The organism is Pseudomonas sp. GXZC (assembly GCF_026967615.1).
Lineage (GTDB): Bacteria > Pseudomonadota > Gammaproteobacteria > Pseudomonadales > Pseudomonadaceae > Aquipseudomonas > Aquipseudomonas azotoformans_A.
Genome location: NZ_CP114115.1, coordinates 2,388,977 through 2,404,465 on the forward strand (window position 1 = coordinate 2,388,977; position 15,489 = coordinate 2,404,465).

Below are 15,489 nucleotides of genomic sequence, written 5' to 3' on the forward strand. Positions count from 1 at the left end.
CTCACTTCAGTTCCTCGATCAATTCGGCCAGGCGTCGGCGATAGGCGTGATGGTTGAAGCGTTGCGCCCATTGCCGGTGTTGCTCGGGGGATGCTTCTTCAGTGCGTTCGCCGAGGCTGAGCATCAGTTGCGTCAACGCCGGGCCGTCGGTGGGCGAAAAACGCGGCGCCGAGGGCGGCGTGATTTCATCCAGCGAAGTACCGCTGGCCACCGCCACCGGGGTGCCGACGCTCAAAGCTTCGATCACCGGCAGGCCGAAACCTTCGGCATAGGAAGGCTGCCAAAGGCGCGAGGCCTGGCGGTACAGCGCGTGCAATTCGGCGTCCGACACGCCACTGAGTGCGCGTATCCCCGGCAGGGTACGCTGGGCCTCGGGCAAATGCTCAAGACTGCCCACCAGCACCAACTCCGGCACGGCGGGCGATTGCTGCCGCGCCCGCTGCCAGGCGTCGACCAGGAACGGCACGTTCTTGCGCAGCTCACGCGTGCCCACCAGCAACCAAAAGCGCTCGGGCAATTGGCGAGCGCTGAGGTCCGCCGCCAGGTCGGCAAAGCCATCGACCTGGTTGGGCAATACGCGAATCTTGCTTACCGCCTTGGGAAACAACCGCACGGTTTCATCGGCGCTGTATTGCGACGGCGTCCACACCCGGTCGGCGCTGTGCACCGCGTAGGCAATCGACAGGCGATCGCTGGTCTTGTAGATCAGCGCCTTCAGGCGGTTGGCGTGGTAGTTGTTCAGTGTGATCTGAAACAGGTCATGCAACAGCACCACCGTGCGCAGCCCCTTCGGCTTGGGCGGCAAAGGCAGGCCCATGTTGAAGGTGCTGATGTACAAATCGATCTGCTGTTCACGCAACGCACGCGGCAGAAAACCGGCCTCGAACCTCAGGCGATTCTGCGGCTGGTGCATCGCGGTCTTGGCGCAGCCCCAGACCGGGCAATGGGCCTGCAAACGGGTTTCATCGCCCAGGGGCGCCACGGTAAACCGCTCAAGCTCGATGCCCGGCAGACCGTGCAGGGCGCTTTCCAGCGCGTACACCTGGCGGCTGATGCCCGATTGCGGCGAGGTGCCGACGGTGCGGTAATCCAGGCCTACACGCATGCGGGCTCCTTGTGAGTCAGGGGCGAAAGGCTGGCGTACACCTTTTCCAACTGGCTGGCGGCGACGCTCCAGTCATGGGCGCGGCGCACATAGGCACGGCCGGCTTCGCCCATGGGCGCGGCGGCGTCGGGAAATTGCAGCAGGCGCACCACGGCGTCGGCCAGGCTTGCGGCGGTCTGCCCGCCGAGGTAGTCCAGGCCTTCGACCAGGTCCAACCCCGACACGCCTTGCTCGGTACTCGCCAAGGGCAAGCCGGCGGCCAACGCCTCCAGCACCTTGAGCTTGGAACCGCCGCCGTGACGCAACGGCGCCAGAAACACCGAACAGCTCGACTGCAATTTCAGCAGGTTGGGCACAAAACCCTGCCATTCAATGCGCGGATCCGGCCAGCGTTCACGCCAGCTTTCGGGCATGCCGAAGCCACACACACTCATGCGCGCGTCCGGGCAACGCGCCCAGACCTTGGGCAGGATTTCATCCAGGGCCCACTCGATGGCATCCACGTTGGGCGCGTATTCGTAGTTGCCAAGGAACAGCACGCGGCGAGTCGACGGGTCGGGACGCGCGGCTGCGAAGTGATCGCAATCCACGCCATTGACCACCACCGACACCGGTTTGCCGGCGATTTTTTCCAGGGTCTGGGCGTCGCTGTCGGTCACCGCCACCACCTGCGTGGCCTGGCGCATCACCCGGCGTTCCCAGCGGGTATAGCGCCATTGATCGTAGCGAATGAACGGCAGCGACCAGCCTGGCAGGCGGTCATACGTGGCCGCGCCAAGCGCGGACTCGACATTGTGTTCGGTCAGCACGAACGGCTGGGATTTACGCGCCAGCGCATCTTCATACGGTTGAAAGGTGTACGTGTGCTCGATCTGCACCACATCCCAATGCTCGTTGAGCAGTTGGTTGAAGCGGTCCTGCAACGCGCCCGACAAGCCATTCACGCTGGCCAGCAGCGGGTAGGGCGCGAACAGCCCGGCGATCAGGGTCTTCACGCTGCGCAACGGGCGACGCGGCAGGATGATCAGTTGCTCGAGAAAGGCCTCCAGCACCTGGCGGTCGGTGAGCGACACCGGGTGTTTGTCATGCAGCAGCAAGGTGATCCGATGCCCACGCGCGGCCAGGCTGCGCAGCAGGTGGAACTGGCGCGTCTTGCCACCGCTGGTGGCGGGCCAGGGCGAGTAGGGCAGGATCCATAAAATGCGCATGGCAGGCCTCACTCCCATAACAGAATTTGCAGGTTCGACTTGACCGGAACGGTCAGGCCGTTGGTGCCGCTCACCGGGGTTTGTGTGCCGCGCAGCGGGTCGTACAGGGTGGCGCTGGCCAAGCCCGGCAGGTGCGCGTTGCCGCCCTGGGCCGCCCAGAAGAACCACAGCTTGCGCCCGTCGGTGCGGGTCCAGCCGATGCTGAACAGGCCGTCGGGCAATGCGTCGGCAGCCGGCGGATCGCCCGGCGTGAGCTTCGGCCCGCTGACATCGAGGAAGTTCTTCAGCGCGGTGTAGACCGGCTTGGGGTTGGTGTCGATGTCGAGCAAGCCATAGGAGCGGTCACGCACACTGGCGCGCTGGTCGAGGTCGCTCAAAGTGAACAGGAAAATCTTGTCGTAATCCATCGCGCTCATCAGCGCCAGGCGGCGCACCACGTAGTCGGCCTGTGCCTGTGGCGTGATGATGTCCTGAGCGTCTTTGGGCCCCTTATAGGTCGACCAGCCCCACTCGGTGCTCCACAAGGTTTGCACGCCGCCGTTGCGCAGGGCCTGGTTGAGCTGGGTGGTCTTGGCGATGAAATCCAGGTTGGCCGGGTCGTTGCCTTCGGGCAATTGGGTGTAGGGGTGGTAGGAGATGATCGTGTTCAGACTGACCACGCCCAGCGCGCCCAAGGCATCGAACATGGTCTGGCCGTTGGGCATTTCACTGAAGAACGCCATGCCGGCGGCGACCACCGGTTTGGTCGGGTTCACTGCGCGCAAGGCGTTGGTGGTGACGGTCAACAGGTTCGCGTAGCCGGCAGGATCTGCCACCGGGCGCCAGAAGCCGATCAGGTTGGGTTCGTTCCAGACTTGCCAGGCGTCGACGCTGGGGTAGCGCTGGGAGAGCAACGCCATGCGGTTGGCGAACACGTTGGGGTCTTTTGGCGGGTACTGGTCCGGGTACAGCGACAGCGGTGGCGCGCTGGTGATAAAGCGTGCCGAACCCACCAGGTAAAACACCGACTTGATCTGGTTCTGTTGCAGCTTGCCCACCAGTTCATCAAGGGTGGCGAGCTTGTATTGGTTCTGCGCGGTTTCCAGTTGATCCCAGTGCAAATCCAGGCGCACCCACTCCAGGCCCAGGGCCTTAAGGCGGTCGATCTGCTTCTGGTAACGCTCGGGGCTGAACCACAGGAACTGCGCATTCACCCCCAGGAAATCCTTCCACACCACCTCCTTGCTGCCCTTGAGCACATGGCTTTCGGCGTCCGCTTGGCGTCCCCATAAGAATGCGGTCAGGCCCAGGGCGGCAACCAGCGCAAAGGTGGCAAGGTAGGTGCGTTTACGCGCCATAAGGGGCTCCGCTGATGGCCTGCTCGAAGAGTTGTTTGAATTTCTGCGCGGTCAACGGCCACAGGCGTTCGCGACCGATTTCCCCGGCGCGCTCAGCCCAATCCCGCGCCAGCAGTGGCGTGCGCGCCAGGCGCAGCAGTTGTTCGCCCAGTGCGGGCACATCGCCTTCGGGGTAGATCGCGCCGTTGCCGCTGGCGACTTCCTCGGCAAACGCGCGCGTCGGAGGTGATCGCGCCGCGCCCGCAGGCGGTGGCCCAGGACAACGCGCCACTGGTGCCGCGCTGGCGCCCGAGCAGGCCGAGTTTTTCGATTCACGGTAGGGCAGCACCATCACATGGTGGGCCTGGATGGTCTGGGCGATGTCATCGGCCGGCAGGTTCAGGCGCCAGTCGATGGCGTCGGTCAGGCCCAGTGCCGCGATCTGCGCGTTCAGTTGTTCCAGGTAGTTGCCGCCCGCGCCAAACGCCATTTCGGCGGCCGTGCCACCGGCCAAGGTCAGGCGCACGCGGTGGCGCAATTCGGGGGCTTGCTTGAACACATCCGCCAAGGCTTGCACCAGATCTTCGATGCCTTTGCCACGGTAGATAAAGCCGAAATACAGCAGCCGCAGGGTGTCCAGTGACGGTAGCGGCGCCGGTGCAATCGCCAGGTTGGCATGGTTGATCACCGCGACTTTGCCGGCCGGCAGTTGCATGCGTTGGGTCAAGCAGTCGGCGCCCAAGCGGGTGAGGGTTACTAACCGGGTCAGCCCCTTGGCGACTTGGCGTTCTTCGCGCAGGGTCAGCGGGTCGGCCAGCACCACTGCCGCCTGGGGCAACGGGCTCGGCAAACGTTCCATCAGGTTCAAGGGGAAGGGCAGGTGTTCACGCCGCCACACGATGCGCTCCGGGTCATGCACGGTGGCGGTCAACGGCAGCTGCGGGTAAGCCTTGCGCAGTTCACGCAAGGCCAGGAATTCCCCCAGCCGCCCGCCGCCCAACTCGGCGTGCACCAGGTCGACGGACTGCCAGTCGAACGCCGCGATAGCGTGCTGGATCGCCTCGGAATTGCCCGCCACCCCGGCCAACGGTGTCAGCACCGTCACGCCGAGTTGTTCCAGTGCCGTGCGGAAATGGTTCGCGTAGTCGGCGATCCCGTTCTTTTCCGGCGGCAAGGGCGCGAGCAGGGCGATACGCATCAGAACGCTCCCCGGTATTTGCCGATGGTGTGCAGCACTTTGCCCGGCACTTCGAACTTGCGGCGGTTGATGATGATGCCGTCCACCTTGCCAAACGCGGTGTTGAGGATCGACAGCGCGTGCTCCACCACCGGCACGGTACTTTTGCGCGCTTCCACCACCAGGCCGATCAGGTCGGCACGGCGCAGGTTGACGAACGCCTCACGGTTGTCCAGCAGGGCCGAGGCGTCGAGCAGTACCACTTCACCCGGCGCGGCGGCTTCCAGCCCGCCGACCCGCACGTTGATGCCGTTCTCGTGCAGCAACTGGCGCAGTTGTTCGACCACAAAGGTCACCCCTTCGCCATGGCGCGCCGAGGTCAGGCCCAGGGTCAGGCCTTGCTCGGCAATGCGGTCGGGCTGCAGCAGGCTGTACAAGCGGTAGATGCTCGCATTGAACGCGTTGGTACTTTGCGCGGTGGAGGTGTCCAGCTCCGGCAGGGTGGTCCACAGGGCAGGCCGAACTTGCGCTCCACCAGGCCACCGTCGTGAATCCGCTGGTCGAGCAGGTAGCACAGGTAGATCACCAGCAGGCCGACCACGATGGCAAACGGGATCGCCAACACCAGCATTACCAGGGTTTTCGGGAAGATGCGGCCCGGGTTCAGGGTGGCTTCTTCGATCACGGCGATGTTGCTGATCTGGCTGTTGTCCAACTCACGGTCGATGCGCGATTTTTCCAGGTTATCCACGTACAGCGCGTAGTTGCGCTCGGTGGTGTTCAGCTCGCGGGAGAGGCGGGCCAGCTCCGGTTCAATCTCCAGGGCCTCTTTGCGTTGCGCTTCCAGGTTCACCAGTTGTTTCTGCTGTTGAACCAGCTGGGTGCGCAGCGCCAGGTTGTTGCTGGTTTCATCCAGCAACACGCGCTGCAAGTGGATTTCCAGGGTGTTCGGCGCACGGTTTTCCGAGGCTTGCACGGTGCTGGCCTCGCTGTTGACCTGCACCTGCATCGCCCGAATCGACGCGTCCAGGGCTTTGACCGGCGGCGCGTTGTCGGTGTAGGTGCGCATCATGTCGGCCTTTTCCAGCAGCTTCTGGTTGAGCAGGCGACGCAAATCCTGCTGCTGCGGGTTCAGTGCGATCTGGCGAACCGTGGTGACTTCCTTGGGCTGGCCCTTGAGCTGGGTGCGCGTGCTCGCAATGGCACTATCGGAGGATGCGATCAGCCGCGTGGTATTGAAGGTCTCGCCGCGCAGCACGTTGATGCGCTCGGACAAGTCTTCCAGGCGGTCGGTGATACTCGCCGCGCCGATCTCGTTCAGGTGCGTGAGGATCTGTTCCTTGTAGCTCTTGATCTCGGTCGCGCTGTTGGCCACCTGGCCCTCATAGAAGGCATACAGGCTCTTGCGGCCCAAGGCCTCGGTGCGCTCGTTGATGTAGGTCTCGACCCAATCCTTGACCACCGCCTGGGCGATTTCCGGGTCGCTCCACTTGAACGTGATGTCCATCACCGTGGAACCGGCGGCGTGGCTCACTTCGAAGTTCTTCTCCAGGCCGGCGGCCAGGCGTTCGACCGGGGTGGTTTTCTCAACGATACCCACGGTTTCCATGACTACGCGCACGCCGTCGAACACGGCCCCCACGCCGCTCTTGACGTAGTACTTGGTGCGCTTCCAGAAGCCCTCTGGCGGCGGCGCGTTTTCGATCACTTCCAGGTAATGCTCGGCCACCGCACGCACGATGGGCTTACGGTGGTGAGCAGGCGCTCCTCATCGACAATCGGGTCGCGCTGGGTGCTGGGCATCACCAGCGCCTGGCGGTTGCTGATCTCGATGGGCAAGGTCGAATCACGCCCCGGTTTCACCAATAGCCGCGCGGTGGATTCATACTTGGCCGGCAGCAGGAACGCCCCCAGCAGGATGATCACCAGCGCGGCAATCGCCGCGAGTTTGAACTCGTGCCGGAAGATGAAGAACAAGCGCAGAAGATCACGAAAAGAACGGATCTCGATCATGGGATGTCGCTCCTTTAGTTATTGCCGCCGCTGGTTCGGGTGTAGTTGTAGCCCACCCCAATGGACTTGGTGAACGGGATCAGTTGGTTCATGTAGGTATCCACCCCTTGGATGCGCTCGCCCACGTTGGATTTGGGCACGAACACCACATCGCCGCGTTGCAGGCGCACGGGTTTGCGGCCGTTGGGGCCGGTCTTGAGCAGTTGGCTGAAGTCCAGGAAGTACGCGCGATACGCGCCCTGGGCGTCTTCGCGCAGCAGGGCGACCATGCTCGCGTTGCCCGCCGCGCTGACCCCGCCGGCACCGAGGATGGCCTGCTCCAGGGTGTTGGCCGTGCCGAGCTGCACCGCCGTCGGGTTATTCACCGCGCCGCCGACGATGATCGAGCTGCCCGGCGCCTGGTTGATGTTCACCGTCACGCGCGGTTCGCGGTAGATGGGTGCGAGTTTGCCGGTCAACTCCGTGGCCAGTTCCGAAGGCTGGCGACCGGCGACCTGCACCGGCCCCAGGAACGGGTAGTTGATCTTGCCGTCGGTCTGCACCGTGTACAGCGTCAGCTCATAAATGGTGCTGACGTTGAACGCCGACAGCGTCGGCATTTCGCCGGCATCGCGCACGATGCGCAACTGGTCGCCGATGCGGATGCGTTCCACCGCCGGCGGCAGCTGGGCAAGCTGCTCAAGGGCGCGTTTGCCTTCCTCGACGGTCTTGCCGTCGGGCGGGACGATGCGTGCCGGCGTATTGCAGGCGGCCAGGGCCATCATGGCCACGACGAGCAGGGTTCGTTTCATCAAGGGGGACTTCCTGTAGGTCATGATGCTCACCTCCAATAACCGGGAAACATGCTGATGCGCCGCTTGAGGGCGAGGGGGAGGCGACGCTCCAGATGGCCCAGCCGGTAGCCGAGCAGTTTGAATGCACTGCGCACCAGCACTTCGGGGACGCGGTGCAAGGCCCCGGCTTTGCGCAAGGCCGCGAGTTCGGCCAGCACATAGCGCTTGCCTTCGCCCCCCGCGTCGCCAAAGGCCTGTTTGATCCACGGTTCGCGGCCGTAGAACACGCCGATATCAAAGTAGCGGTGAAACTCATCCATGAGTTTGTAATCGTGGGAGTGATGCACCAGCGCCGTGGCGGCGTAGCGCACCTTGTAGCCTTCAAGCAGCATGCGCGCAGCGACAAAGGCGTCTTCGCTACCGATCACATCCGCTGGAAAACCGCCCACTGCTTCCAGCACGCTGCGCCGGTACACGGAAAACGAGTCGGAACTGAAGCAGGTCTTGATGCCCAACTCCGGCGCATCGGCCAGGCTCTTGCTGCGGCTCTGTTCTGGGTAGTTAAAGTGCCGCGATTGCGCACCCAGCACACCGGCATCGGGGTGCGGCAACTGGCGGCCATACGCCACGCCGTTGAGTGGGTCCTGCTGCAATTCGGCGAGCAGGTTGGCGAAGGTCTCGGGGGTGGCGGGAATCGCGTCCTGGGTCATCACGATCAGTGCATCGCCGCCTACCTGTTGGCTAGCCCAGCGCCGCGTACCGCCGTGGTTGAAGTCGCGCGCGTCGATCACCTCGACCCGTGCGCCAAACTCGCGAAAGCGCGCCACGGTGTCATCGCTGGAGGCGCTGTCCACCACCAGCATCTCGTCAGGTTGCAGGGTTTGCATGCGCAGCGCCGGCAGCAGGCGTGCCAGGTGGCTGGAGGCGTTACGGGTCGGGATGATCAGAGACGTACGCATATCATTTTTTCACTTCAGCCGGGGCGCGCCCGTAGATGTCGTCGAAGCGCACGATGTCGTCCTCGCCCAGGTACTCGCCGCTCTGCACCTCGATCATCACCAGGTCGATGATGCCGGGGTTGGTCAGGCGGTGTTTGTGCCCGGCGGGGATGTAGGTGGACTCGTTGGCGTTGATCAGGAATTCGCGCTCGCCGTTGGTGATCTGCGCCGCACCGCTGACCACCACCCAGTGCTCGCTGCGGTGGTGGTGCATCTGCAACGACAGCGACGCCTGGGGCTTGACCACGATGCGCTTGATCTTGAAGCGGCTGCTTTCTTCCAGCACGGTGTAGGTGCCCCACTACCGTGACCGTGCGGTGCAGGCTGTACGCCGGATGGTTCTGGCGCTTGAGCTCGGCGACGATGTAGCGCACATCCTGGCTGCGGTGGGCGTCGGCGATCAACAGGGCGTCCGGGGTGTCGACGATGATCAGGTCACGCACGCCCACGGCACCGAGCACGCGCTTGGGCGAGTCGATGTAGCAGTTGTGTACGTCATGCAGAATTGCTTCGCCATTGACCTGGTTGCCATGGGCGTCGCTGGGGGTGAGCTGGCGCAGGGCTTCCCAGGAACCGATGTCGCTCCAGCCGATGTCGCAGGGCACCACGGCGACTTGCTTGGACTTCTCCATCAGCGCCACGTCGATGGAAATATCCGGCGCGCTGCCAAAGGCCTCCGAGTCCAGTTCGCGCTGGCGCGAGGTCCTGTTCTGCAGGCTCTGGCTGTGGTCCAGCGCGGCGCGGGCGGCTTCGAGCACGTCGGGCGCATGGGCGGCGAGTTCGTCCACCAGCGTGCTGGCCTTGAAGCAGAACATGCCGGCGTTCCACAGGTGTTTGCCGCCGTCGAGGTAGGCCTGGGCAGTGGCCAGGTCGGGTTTTTCGACGAAGCGTTTGACCCGGTTGCCCGTGCTCAACGGCTCGCCTTGCTCGATGTAGCCAAAGCCGGTTTCCGGATGATCCGGCTGGATGCCGAAGGTCACCAGGTAGCCGGCTTCGGCCAGGTCGCGGGCCTGGGTCACGGCTTCGGCGAACGCCACCTCGTTGAGGATCAAATGGTCGGCGGGCATCACCAGCAACTGCGCGTCGCCGCCGAAGTGTTCCTGCACGTGCAACGCTGCCACGGCAATTGCCGCCGCCGTGTTGCGGCCGAACGGCTCCAGCAACAGGTCCAGGGGCAGGTGGGCCTTATTGACCAGGCGATAGTCATCCAGGGTGCGGAACAGCAGGTCGCGGTTGGTCACCGTCAACACGCTTTCCACGCCGGGCAATTTGGCGGCGCGCTGGAAGGTTTTTTGCAGCAGGCTCTGGCCGTCGCGCATGCGCATGAACGGCTTGGGCATGTTCTGCCGGGACACCGGCCACAGCCGCGTGCCCGAACCACCGGAAATGATGCAGGGAATTAATCCGTTGAGGGTATTCATCAATAGACTTCCTTGGTGGAAAGGACGCGGGACCGTCATGAAGACGATGTACAAGTCAAACCACACCGACCACTTGGAGATGTACTCCAGGTCGTACTCGACACGTTTCTGGATTTTGAACAGGGTGTCGGTCTCGCCCCGGTAACCATTGATCTGCGCCCAGCCGGTGATACCCGGCTTGACCCGGTGCCGTGAGCTGTACTCGCTGACCGCCACTTCAAAGGGAATGCTACCGCCTTGGTCGCCGTGGCATGCGGGCGCGGGCCGACCATGGACATGTTGCCCAGCAGCACATTGAACAGTTGCGGCAGCTCGTCGATGCTGGTCTTGCGGATGATGCGGCCCACGCGGGTGATGCGCGGATCTTCGCGGGTGGTCTGGCGTTCGGCGGTGAAGTCGCTCTGGTCGGTGTACATCGAGCGGAACTTGAACACGCGGATTTCATTGTCGTTGTAGCCATAGCGATTCTGGCGAAACAGCACCGGGCCCTTGGAGTCGAGCTTGATCGCAATCGCCGTCGCCAGCATCACCGGCGACAGCGCGACCAAGGCCAGGCTGGCGAGCAGCAAATCCTCACAGCGTTTGATCACCGGCGACCAGCCGCGCAGCGGCAGTTGCGAAGTGTTGAACATCAGAATGCCGCCCACGTCGGTAATCTTGCTGTGGCCGTAGCGCAGGGCGGCCATGTCCGGCACCAGCATCACGTTGACAGACAACTGCCGCAGGCGGTTGACCAAACCGTGGATGCGCTGCTCGGCGGCCCAGGGCAGGCAGATCATCACTTGATTGACCTGCTCTGCGCGGATCAGTTTTTCCAGGTCGCGGGTGTTGCCCAGCAACGGCAGGTTGCTCAGTTCCTTGGGAATGCGCTCGGTGCGGTCGTCGATGAAACCGATCAGGCCGGAACGGATATCGCCGTTGCGCTGCAAGTGATCAGCGACGTGCACGGCCGTGTCGGTAAAGCCCAGGATCACCGTGCGTTGCAGGTATTTGCCGGACCGCATCAGCCGACGGTACAGGCGCAACATCACCAGGCGTTCAAGGCAGAACAGCGCCAGGCTGGCGACGTACCAGGTCACTAGGTTGCGCGGGGTCAACTGTGGGAAGAACTGCAGGATCTGGTACATGAACAGCAGGATGCAAAGGCCGCCGTCCAGGCCTTGATCTTGGTTTTCAAGCGCAGCCGGTTGCTGAACAATTCTTCGGAATAGATGCCCAGAGCCTGGAACAGAATAATGGTCAGGACCGCGAAAAACACCAGCAGCCCCAGGAAATGGGCGCGCAGCTCAGGGTCCATCGGGTCCAGGAAGAGCACCAGGACCAGTGGGGGCAAAATGGCCGTCAGGCCATGGATCAACTTGACGAAAACAACAAAGAACTCAACAAAACCGGCGCGTGTTAAAAACAAACTGTCGACGGACGACTTCTTGAATCGCCCCTGGTTTCCTAGACACCTCCAAGCCTCATAATGAGGCCCAAATAGGAGGTGCCATGAGTCGTCAGCGTTACCCCGAAGAATTCAAGATCGAAGCGGTCAAGCAAGTGACCGAAAAAGGCAAACCTGTCGCCGATGTCGCCCAGCGCCTGGGCATGTCCGTGCATAGCCTTTACGCCTGGATCAAGGTCTACAGCAAGCCCCAAGAGCAGCGTCAGCAAGACGACGATCAGCAGGCCGAACTGCGCAAGCTGCGCGCTGAACTCAAGCGCGTGACGGAAGAGCGAGACATCTTAAAAAGGCCGCCGCGTACTTTGCCAAGGAGTGCGGCTGAAGTACGCCTTCATCAAGAAGCACTCGACTGATTACCCGGTGCGGCGCCTTTGCCAAACCCTCAAGGTGCACCCCAGCGGCTACTACGCCTGGCTGGCCGAGCCTCAATCTGCCCGAGCAAAAGAAGATCAACGTCTGCTTGGCTTGATCAAACACGCTTGGCTAGAAAGCGGAGGTGTATACGGCTACCGCAAAATTCACGATGACCTACGTGAGCTGGGAGAGGAATGCGGACGAAATCGAGTCGGGCGCTTGATGCAGGCGGAGGGGCTGCGTTCGCAAACGGGCTATCGGCGGCGTCCAGGGTTTTACGGTGGAAAACCAACAGTGGCCTCGCCCAACCACCTCGCGCGGCAGTTCAAGGTCAGTGAGCCGAACAAGGTCTGGGTGACAGATATCACTTACATCCGCACCTATGAAGGATGGCTCTATCTGGCGGTAGTGCTGGATCTGTTCTCACGCCAAGTAATTGGTTGGTCAATGAAGCCAAGGATGTGCAGCGACCTGGCTATCGACGCAATGTTGATGGCTGTGTGGCGACGTAAGCCACAGCAGCAAGTGATGATTCACTCAGATCAAGGTAGTCAGTTCAGTAGCTCAGATTGGCAAAGCTTCTTGAAGGCTAACAATGTAATCAGCAGCATGAGCCGGCGGGGAAACTGCCACGACAATGCCGTAGCCGAGAGCTTTTTCCAGCTTTTGAAGCGGGAGCGAATCCGACGAAAGATCTACACAACCCGTGAAGAAGCCCGAAGTGATATTTTCGATTACATCGAAATGTTCTATAACCCTAAACGCCGACACAGCAGTGCTATGCAGCTGTCTCCAATAGAATATGAGAAACGCTATTTCCTGAGCTTGGAGAGTGTCTAGGAAACCAGGGGCGATTCATCTCTCGCATAAAAACATCCCTCATTGCACTCCAGACTTCGCTGTTTGAGGGTGTGTTCAATAAAGCAGCAGGCTGCTTTAGAGCTCAGATCAAACCGGCTACTCTGGGTAATACGCAACTTTCCATTCCAAATGCAGCTATCCATTTGAAGGGATTTTGCGGGGGTAGTGACTAAAGGAGTGTTCCCTTACTGTATTCAGTCAATGAATTGACTATGGTGCGGAGGTGGCATGCTAGACAGGTTAATGAGTCTTTTCTTCGGCATTTTATTGACGTTCCTTGTCTGAACACTCGGTCATTAGCTGTGTTTTTGAGTGTAGGAACAAATGTGAGATTTTTCCTGCTTAATGGAAAAACCTTTTTCGAAACGAGGTGGGAAAGGGGGACAGGCAGGGATTGGCAGGGCGCACTAAGTGCCCTGTCTGCGGGGCTTTCGTCTGCAGGGAAGTTGTCTGGAACAGTAACTATGAAATGATGCGGGGGCACGGTAGAAGTTGCCCAGCGAGGCGGTGCCGGCAGTGTTGTAGTCGCGTGGCCATTCGCAGTTACCGCAGAGCATTGTATCCAGCACAATTTTTTGTCCGCCCCAGGGACACCGACTAATCTGCAGGCTTTTTCCGGTGGATGGCTTTGAGCATGATCGACCTTGCGACCTTGGCGGTATTTTCCGGTGCAGTGCTGTTGTTGTTGCTATCGCCGGGGCCGAACATGGCCTTTGTGATCAGCCATGGCGTGACCCACGGCTGGCGTGGTGGGATGGCGTCGGCCTTGGGCATCGGCGTGGCTGACCTGTTGCTGACGGCCTTGACGGCTACCGGGGTGACGGCGTTGGTTGCCAGTTGGCCGCCATCCTTTGACCTGATCCGGTATGCCGGGGTGGTCTACTTGCTGTGGTTGGTGTTCAAGACGTTGCAGAAAAATGCTGGAGGCGACGCTGTGCATGTCAGTCGTGTGCCCGTGGGGCGGGTGTTTCTGCAAGCCATGCTCAACAGTTTGCTCAATCCCAAGGCTTTGCTGTTTTTTCTGGTGTTCTTGCCGCAGTTTGTACGGCCGGAGGCGGGGTCTATTGCGGTGCAGTTGATGGTGCTGGGGGGCGTGCTGACCTTGATTGCAGCGGTGTTTCATGTGCTGCTGGGGGTGTTTGGTGGAGCGCTCAGCCGGTTTTTTGCCAGGCGCTCAAAGGGTGCCTGGCTGCAGAAGTGGGGGTTGGCGACGGTGCTGACGGTGCTGACGGTGCTGGCGGTGCGTTTGGCGGTGATGTCTCGGCCATCCTGAGTACATATCCGTTGTTTGGGTAACGGCGGGTATTGGTTCCGCCCTTACGGCGGGTCACTTTTGAAAAGAGCCTGTATGGACCGGATACATGGTGGACACATGTGCGGGGACATGGTTGACACATTATGAACCATAGTCAGGTTTGCTCACGTCGATCGTTCGTAGGAAGTGATGACAGAAGTAGACATCAAAAAGGCCATCACTTTCAGGGTTAGGCCGTATCGCGATATGAAGCCCAGCCAAACCCTTGGCAATGCTGAAATAGCGTTTCTGAAAGCGAAATCGACTGTGATAAGCCTTAGCCAGCACATCATCCGGACCGTATTCAAACTCCGATAACTGCTGCGGATAAATCCAGGGGCTGGAGCGATACCGGTCCATAGGTACCTTGTAATCCAACGCTTGATGAGGACGTTGTAGGTTATAAATCTCACGCCATTGATCAAACGCTTTTTGAGCCTCCTTGGTAGTGGAAAAATGACGCCCTTCAAGCACTTCGGCCTTGAGTGAGCGGTGGAAACGTTCGATTTTTCCATTTGTTTGAGGATGGTATGGACGGCTGAAGCTGATCCGAATTCCTAGGCGAATCAACCAGATACTTAGCTCTGTGATTTCACCAGGGTTGCGTGGCGAGCCCCATGGCGGGCCGTTATCAACGTTGATGCGAGCCGGTAATCCGAAGCGTTGGAATACCTCGATCATCTTCTCCTTCACCGTAGCTCCACGCTCGTTGTCACAGGCCTGAATTGCCAAATTGAATCGTGAATGGTCGTCCAGCATGGTCAGCGGATGGCATCGGCCTTCTTGCGTAGGAAAATGCCCTTTGAAATCCATCTGCCAAAGATCGTTAGGCGCATCGTGCTCAAATCTCAGCTTTGCCTCTTGTTCCTTCTGAGAAGGCTGAATCAGACCGTGCCGGTGCAGGACATTGGTGACGGTGCTGGGAGCGATCTGCTTGTTCAAGAGGCTGCTGATTGTGCGTCCACCCCATGCTGGATGGTCTTGCCTAAGTGCTATGACCTGCGCTTCCAGAGCTGCGGTGGTCAGTTTGGGACTGGTGGCCGGTTTGCGAGACCTCTCTTGCAGCCCTGGCTGACCGTGCGCTTCGTAGCGTTTGAGCCACTTGTAGGCCGTTTGCGGACTGATGCCGAATCGTCGGCATAGCTCTCGTTTATTACTACCGGGTTGCCGTGCAAAGGCAATGAACTCTTCTTTCAGGCTCATGGTGTCTCTCGTGTTCCAGGGCATGATGGCTTTCCGGCGAAGTTGGCTCGCCGAAAAGTGTCCACCATGTCCCCACCCGTCCACCATGTGTCCGGTCCATACAAAAAGAGCCCAAAAGTAACCAAAAGGCTCTTGCCCCAACACTCGGCACCTCGCCTAGGCTCGGTGTGCCCGAACGAAGGCTTGAATCCGTGGGCCGCCGCGATGGGCCATCCTTGGCCCAGCGCGGCTAACCCGGCGTCCTGCCGGGTTACCCACGGATTCAAGCCTGCGTTCGGCCAGCGTGTTTGACGGGGCGCCTCAGATCAAAAGCAAAAGC

9 protein-coding genes and 3 pseudogenes are annotated in these 15,489 nt (G+C 61.0%); 2 read left to right on the top strand and 10 right to left on the bottom strand.

The features are described 5' to 3' along the window. Nucleotide 1: 1 nt before the first annotated feature. The 9 genes and pseudogenes from OZ428_RS11460 to OZ428_RS11500 form a co-directional block, all read right to left on the bottom strand. A complete protein-coding gene (locus tag OZ428_RS11460; RefSeq protein WP_269133413.1) occupies nt 2–1,105 on the bottom strand; it encodes a glycosyltransferase family 4 protein in 1,104 nt (367 codons plus the stop codon). Continuing rightward, entirely contained in the window at nt 1,096–2,313 is a 1,218-nt protein-coding gene (locus tag OZ428_RS11465) for a glycosyltransferase family 4 protein (RefSeq protein ID WP_269133414.1), read from the bottom strand. Before OZ428_RS11465 ends, OZ428_RS11460 begins: the two co-directional genes overlap by 10 nt. An 8-nt stretch (nt 2,314–2,321) precedes the next feature. Next, complete coding sequence (locus tag OZ428_RS11470) at nt 2,322–3,650, bottom strand: GH39 family glycosyl hydrolase (RefSeq protein ID WP_269133415.1); 1,329 nt, start codon at nt 3,648–3,650, stop codon at nt 2,322–2,324. Then, nucleotides 3,640–4,827: a glycosyltransferase gene (locus OZ428_RS11475; RefSeq protein ID WP_269133416.1), complete on the bottom strand. Its 1,188-nt coding sequence runs from the start codon at nt 4,825–4,827 to the stop codon at nt 3,640–3,642. Before OZ428_RS11475 ends, OZ428_RS11470 begins: the two co-directional genes overlap by 11 nt. Continuing rightward, nucleotides 4,827–6,819, bottom strand: a pseudogene (locus OZ428_RS11480) (GumC family protein). The gene OZ428_RS11475 and the pseudogene OZ428_RS11480 overlap by 1 nt, the downstream one beginning before the upstream one ends. Nucleotides 6,820–6,833: 14 nt before the next feature. Next, nucleotides 6,834–7,610 (bottom strand): polysaccharide biosynthesis/export family protein, encoded by a 777-nt coding sequence (locus tag OZ428_RS11485; protein WP_033899680.1) that lies wholly within the window; start codon nt 7,608–7,610, stop codon nt 6,834–6,836. 29 nt (nt 7,611–7,639) lie between these two features. Continuing rightward, a complete protein-coding gene (locus tag OZ428_RS11490; protein ID WP_038845015.1) occupies nt 7,640–8,551 on the bottom strand; it encodes a glycosyltransferase family 2 protein in 912 nt (303 codons plus the stop codon). Between the two features lies 1 nt (nt 8,552). Beyond that, a pseudogene (locus OZ428_RS11495) lies at nt 8,553–10,011 on the bottom strand (mannose-1-phosphate guanylyltransferase/mannose-6-phosphate isomerase). After that, nucleotides 10,011–11,296, bottom strand: a pseudogene (locus OZ428_RS11500) (undecaprenyl-phosphate glucose phosphotransferase). The pseudogenes OZ428_RS11495 and OZ428_RS11500 overlap by 1 nt, the downstream one beginning before the upstream one ends. Nucleotides 11,297–11,502: 206 nt before the next feature. Here OZ428_RS11500 and OZ428_RS11505 point away from each other — a divergent pair. Next, nucleotides 11,503–12,652 (top strand): IS3 family transposase gene (locus OZ428_RS11505; protein ID WP_269133417.1). Its coding sequence is split into 2 segments (ribosomal slippage): nt 11,503–11,744 and nt 11,743–12,652, totalling 1,152 coding nucleotides; the frame shifts between segments, so codons are not numbered across the junction. 655 nt (nt 12,653–13,307) lie between these two features. Beyond that, on the top strand, nt 13,308–13,946 hold the full coding sequence (locus OZ428_RS11510) for a LysE family translocator (RefSeq protein ID WP_269133418.1): 639 nt from the start codon (nt 13,308–13,310) through the stop codon (nt 13,944–13,946). A 123-nt stretch (nt 13,947–14,069) separates the two neighbouring features. Here the strand turns inward: OZ428_RS11510 and OZ428_RS11515 are convergent, their stop codons facing one another. Then, nucleotides 14,070–15,194 (bottom strand): IS481 family transposase, encoded by a 1,125-nt coding sequence (locus OZ428_RS11515; RefSeq protein WP_269130828.1) that lies wholly within the window; start codon nt 15,192–15,194, stop codon nt 14,070–14,072. Nucleotides 15,195–15,489: the final 295 nt, after the last annotated feature.

Excerpts from the sequence above, each read along its gene's own strand:
- OZ428_RS11460 (WP_269133413.1), bottom strand. The coding sequence starts at position 1,105 with ATGCGTGTAGGCCTGGATTACCGCACCGTCGGCACCTCGCCGCAATCG.
- OZ428_RS11465 (WP_269133414.1), bottom strand. The coding sequence starts at position 2,313 with ATGCGCATTTTATGGATCCTGCCCTACTCGCCCTGGCCCGCCACCAGC.
- OZ428_RS11470 (WP_269133415.1), bottom strand. The coding sequence starts at position 3,650 with ATGGCGCGTAAACGCACCTACCTTGCCACCTTTGCGCTGGTTGCCGCC.
- OZ428_RS11475 (WP_269133416.1), bottom strand. The coding sequence starts at position 4,827 with ATGCGTATCGCCCTGCTCGCGCCCTTGCCGCCGGAAAAGAACGGGATC.
- OZ428_RS11485 (WP_033899680.1), bottom strand. The coding sequence starts at position 7,610 with ATGAAACGAACCCTGCTCGTCGTGGCCATGATGGCCCTGGCCGCCTGC.
- OZ428_RS11490 (WP_038845015.1), bottom strand. The coding sequence starts at position 8,551 with ATGCGTACGTCTCTGATCATCCCGACCCGTAACGCCTCCAGCCACCTG.
- OZ428_RS11510 (WP_269133418.1), top strand. The coding sequence starts at position 13,308 with ATGATCGACCTTGCGACCTTGGCGGTATTTTCCGGTGCAGTGCTGTTG.
- OZ428_RS11515 (WP_269130828.1), bottom strand. The coding sequence starts at position 15,194 with ATGCCCTGGAACACGAGAGACACCATGAGCCTGAAAGAAGAGTTCATT.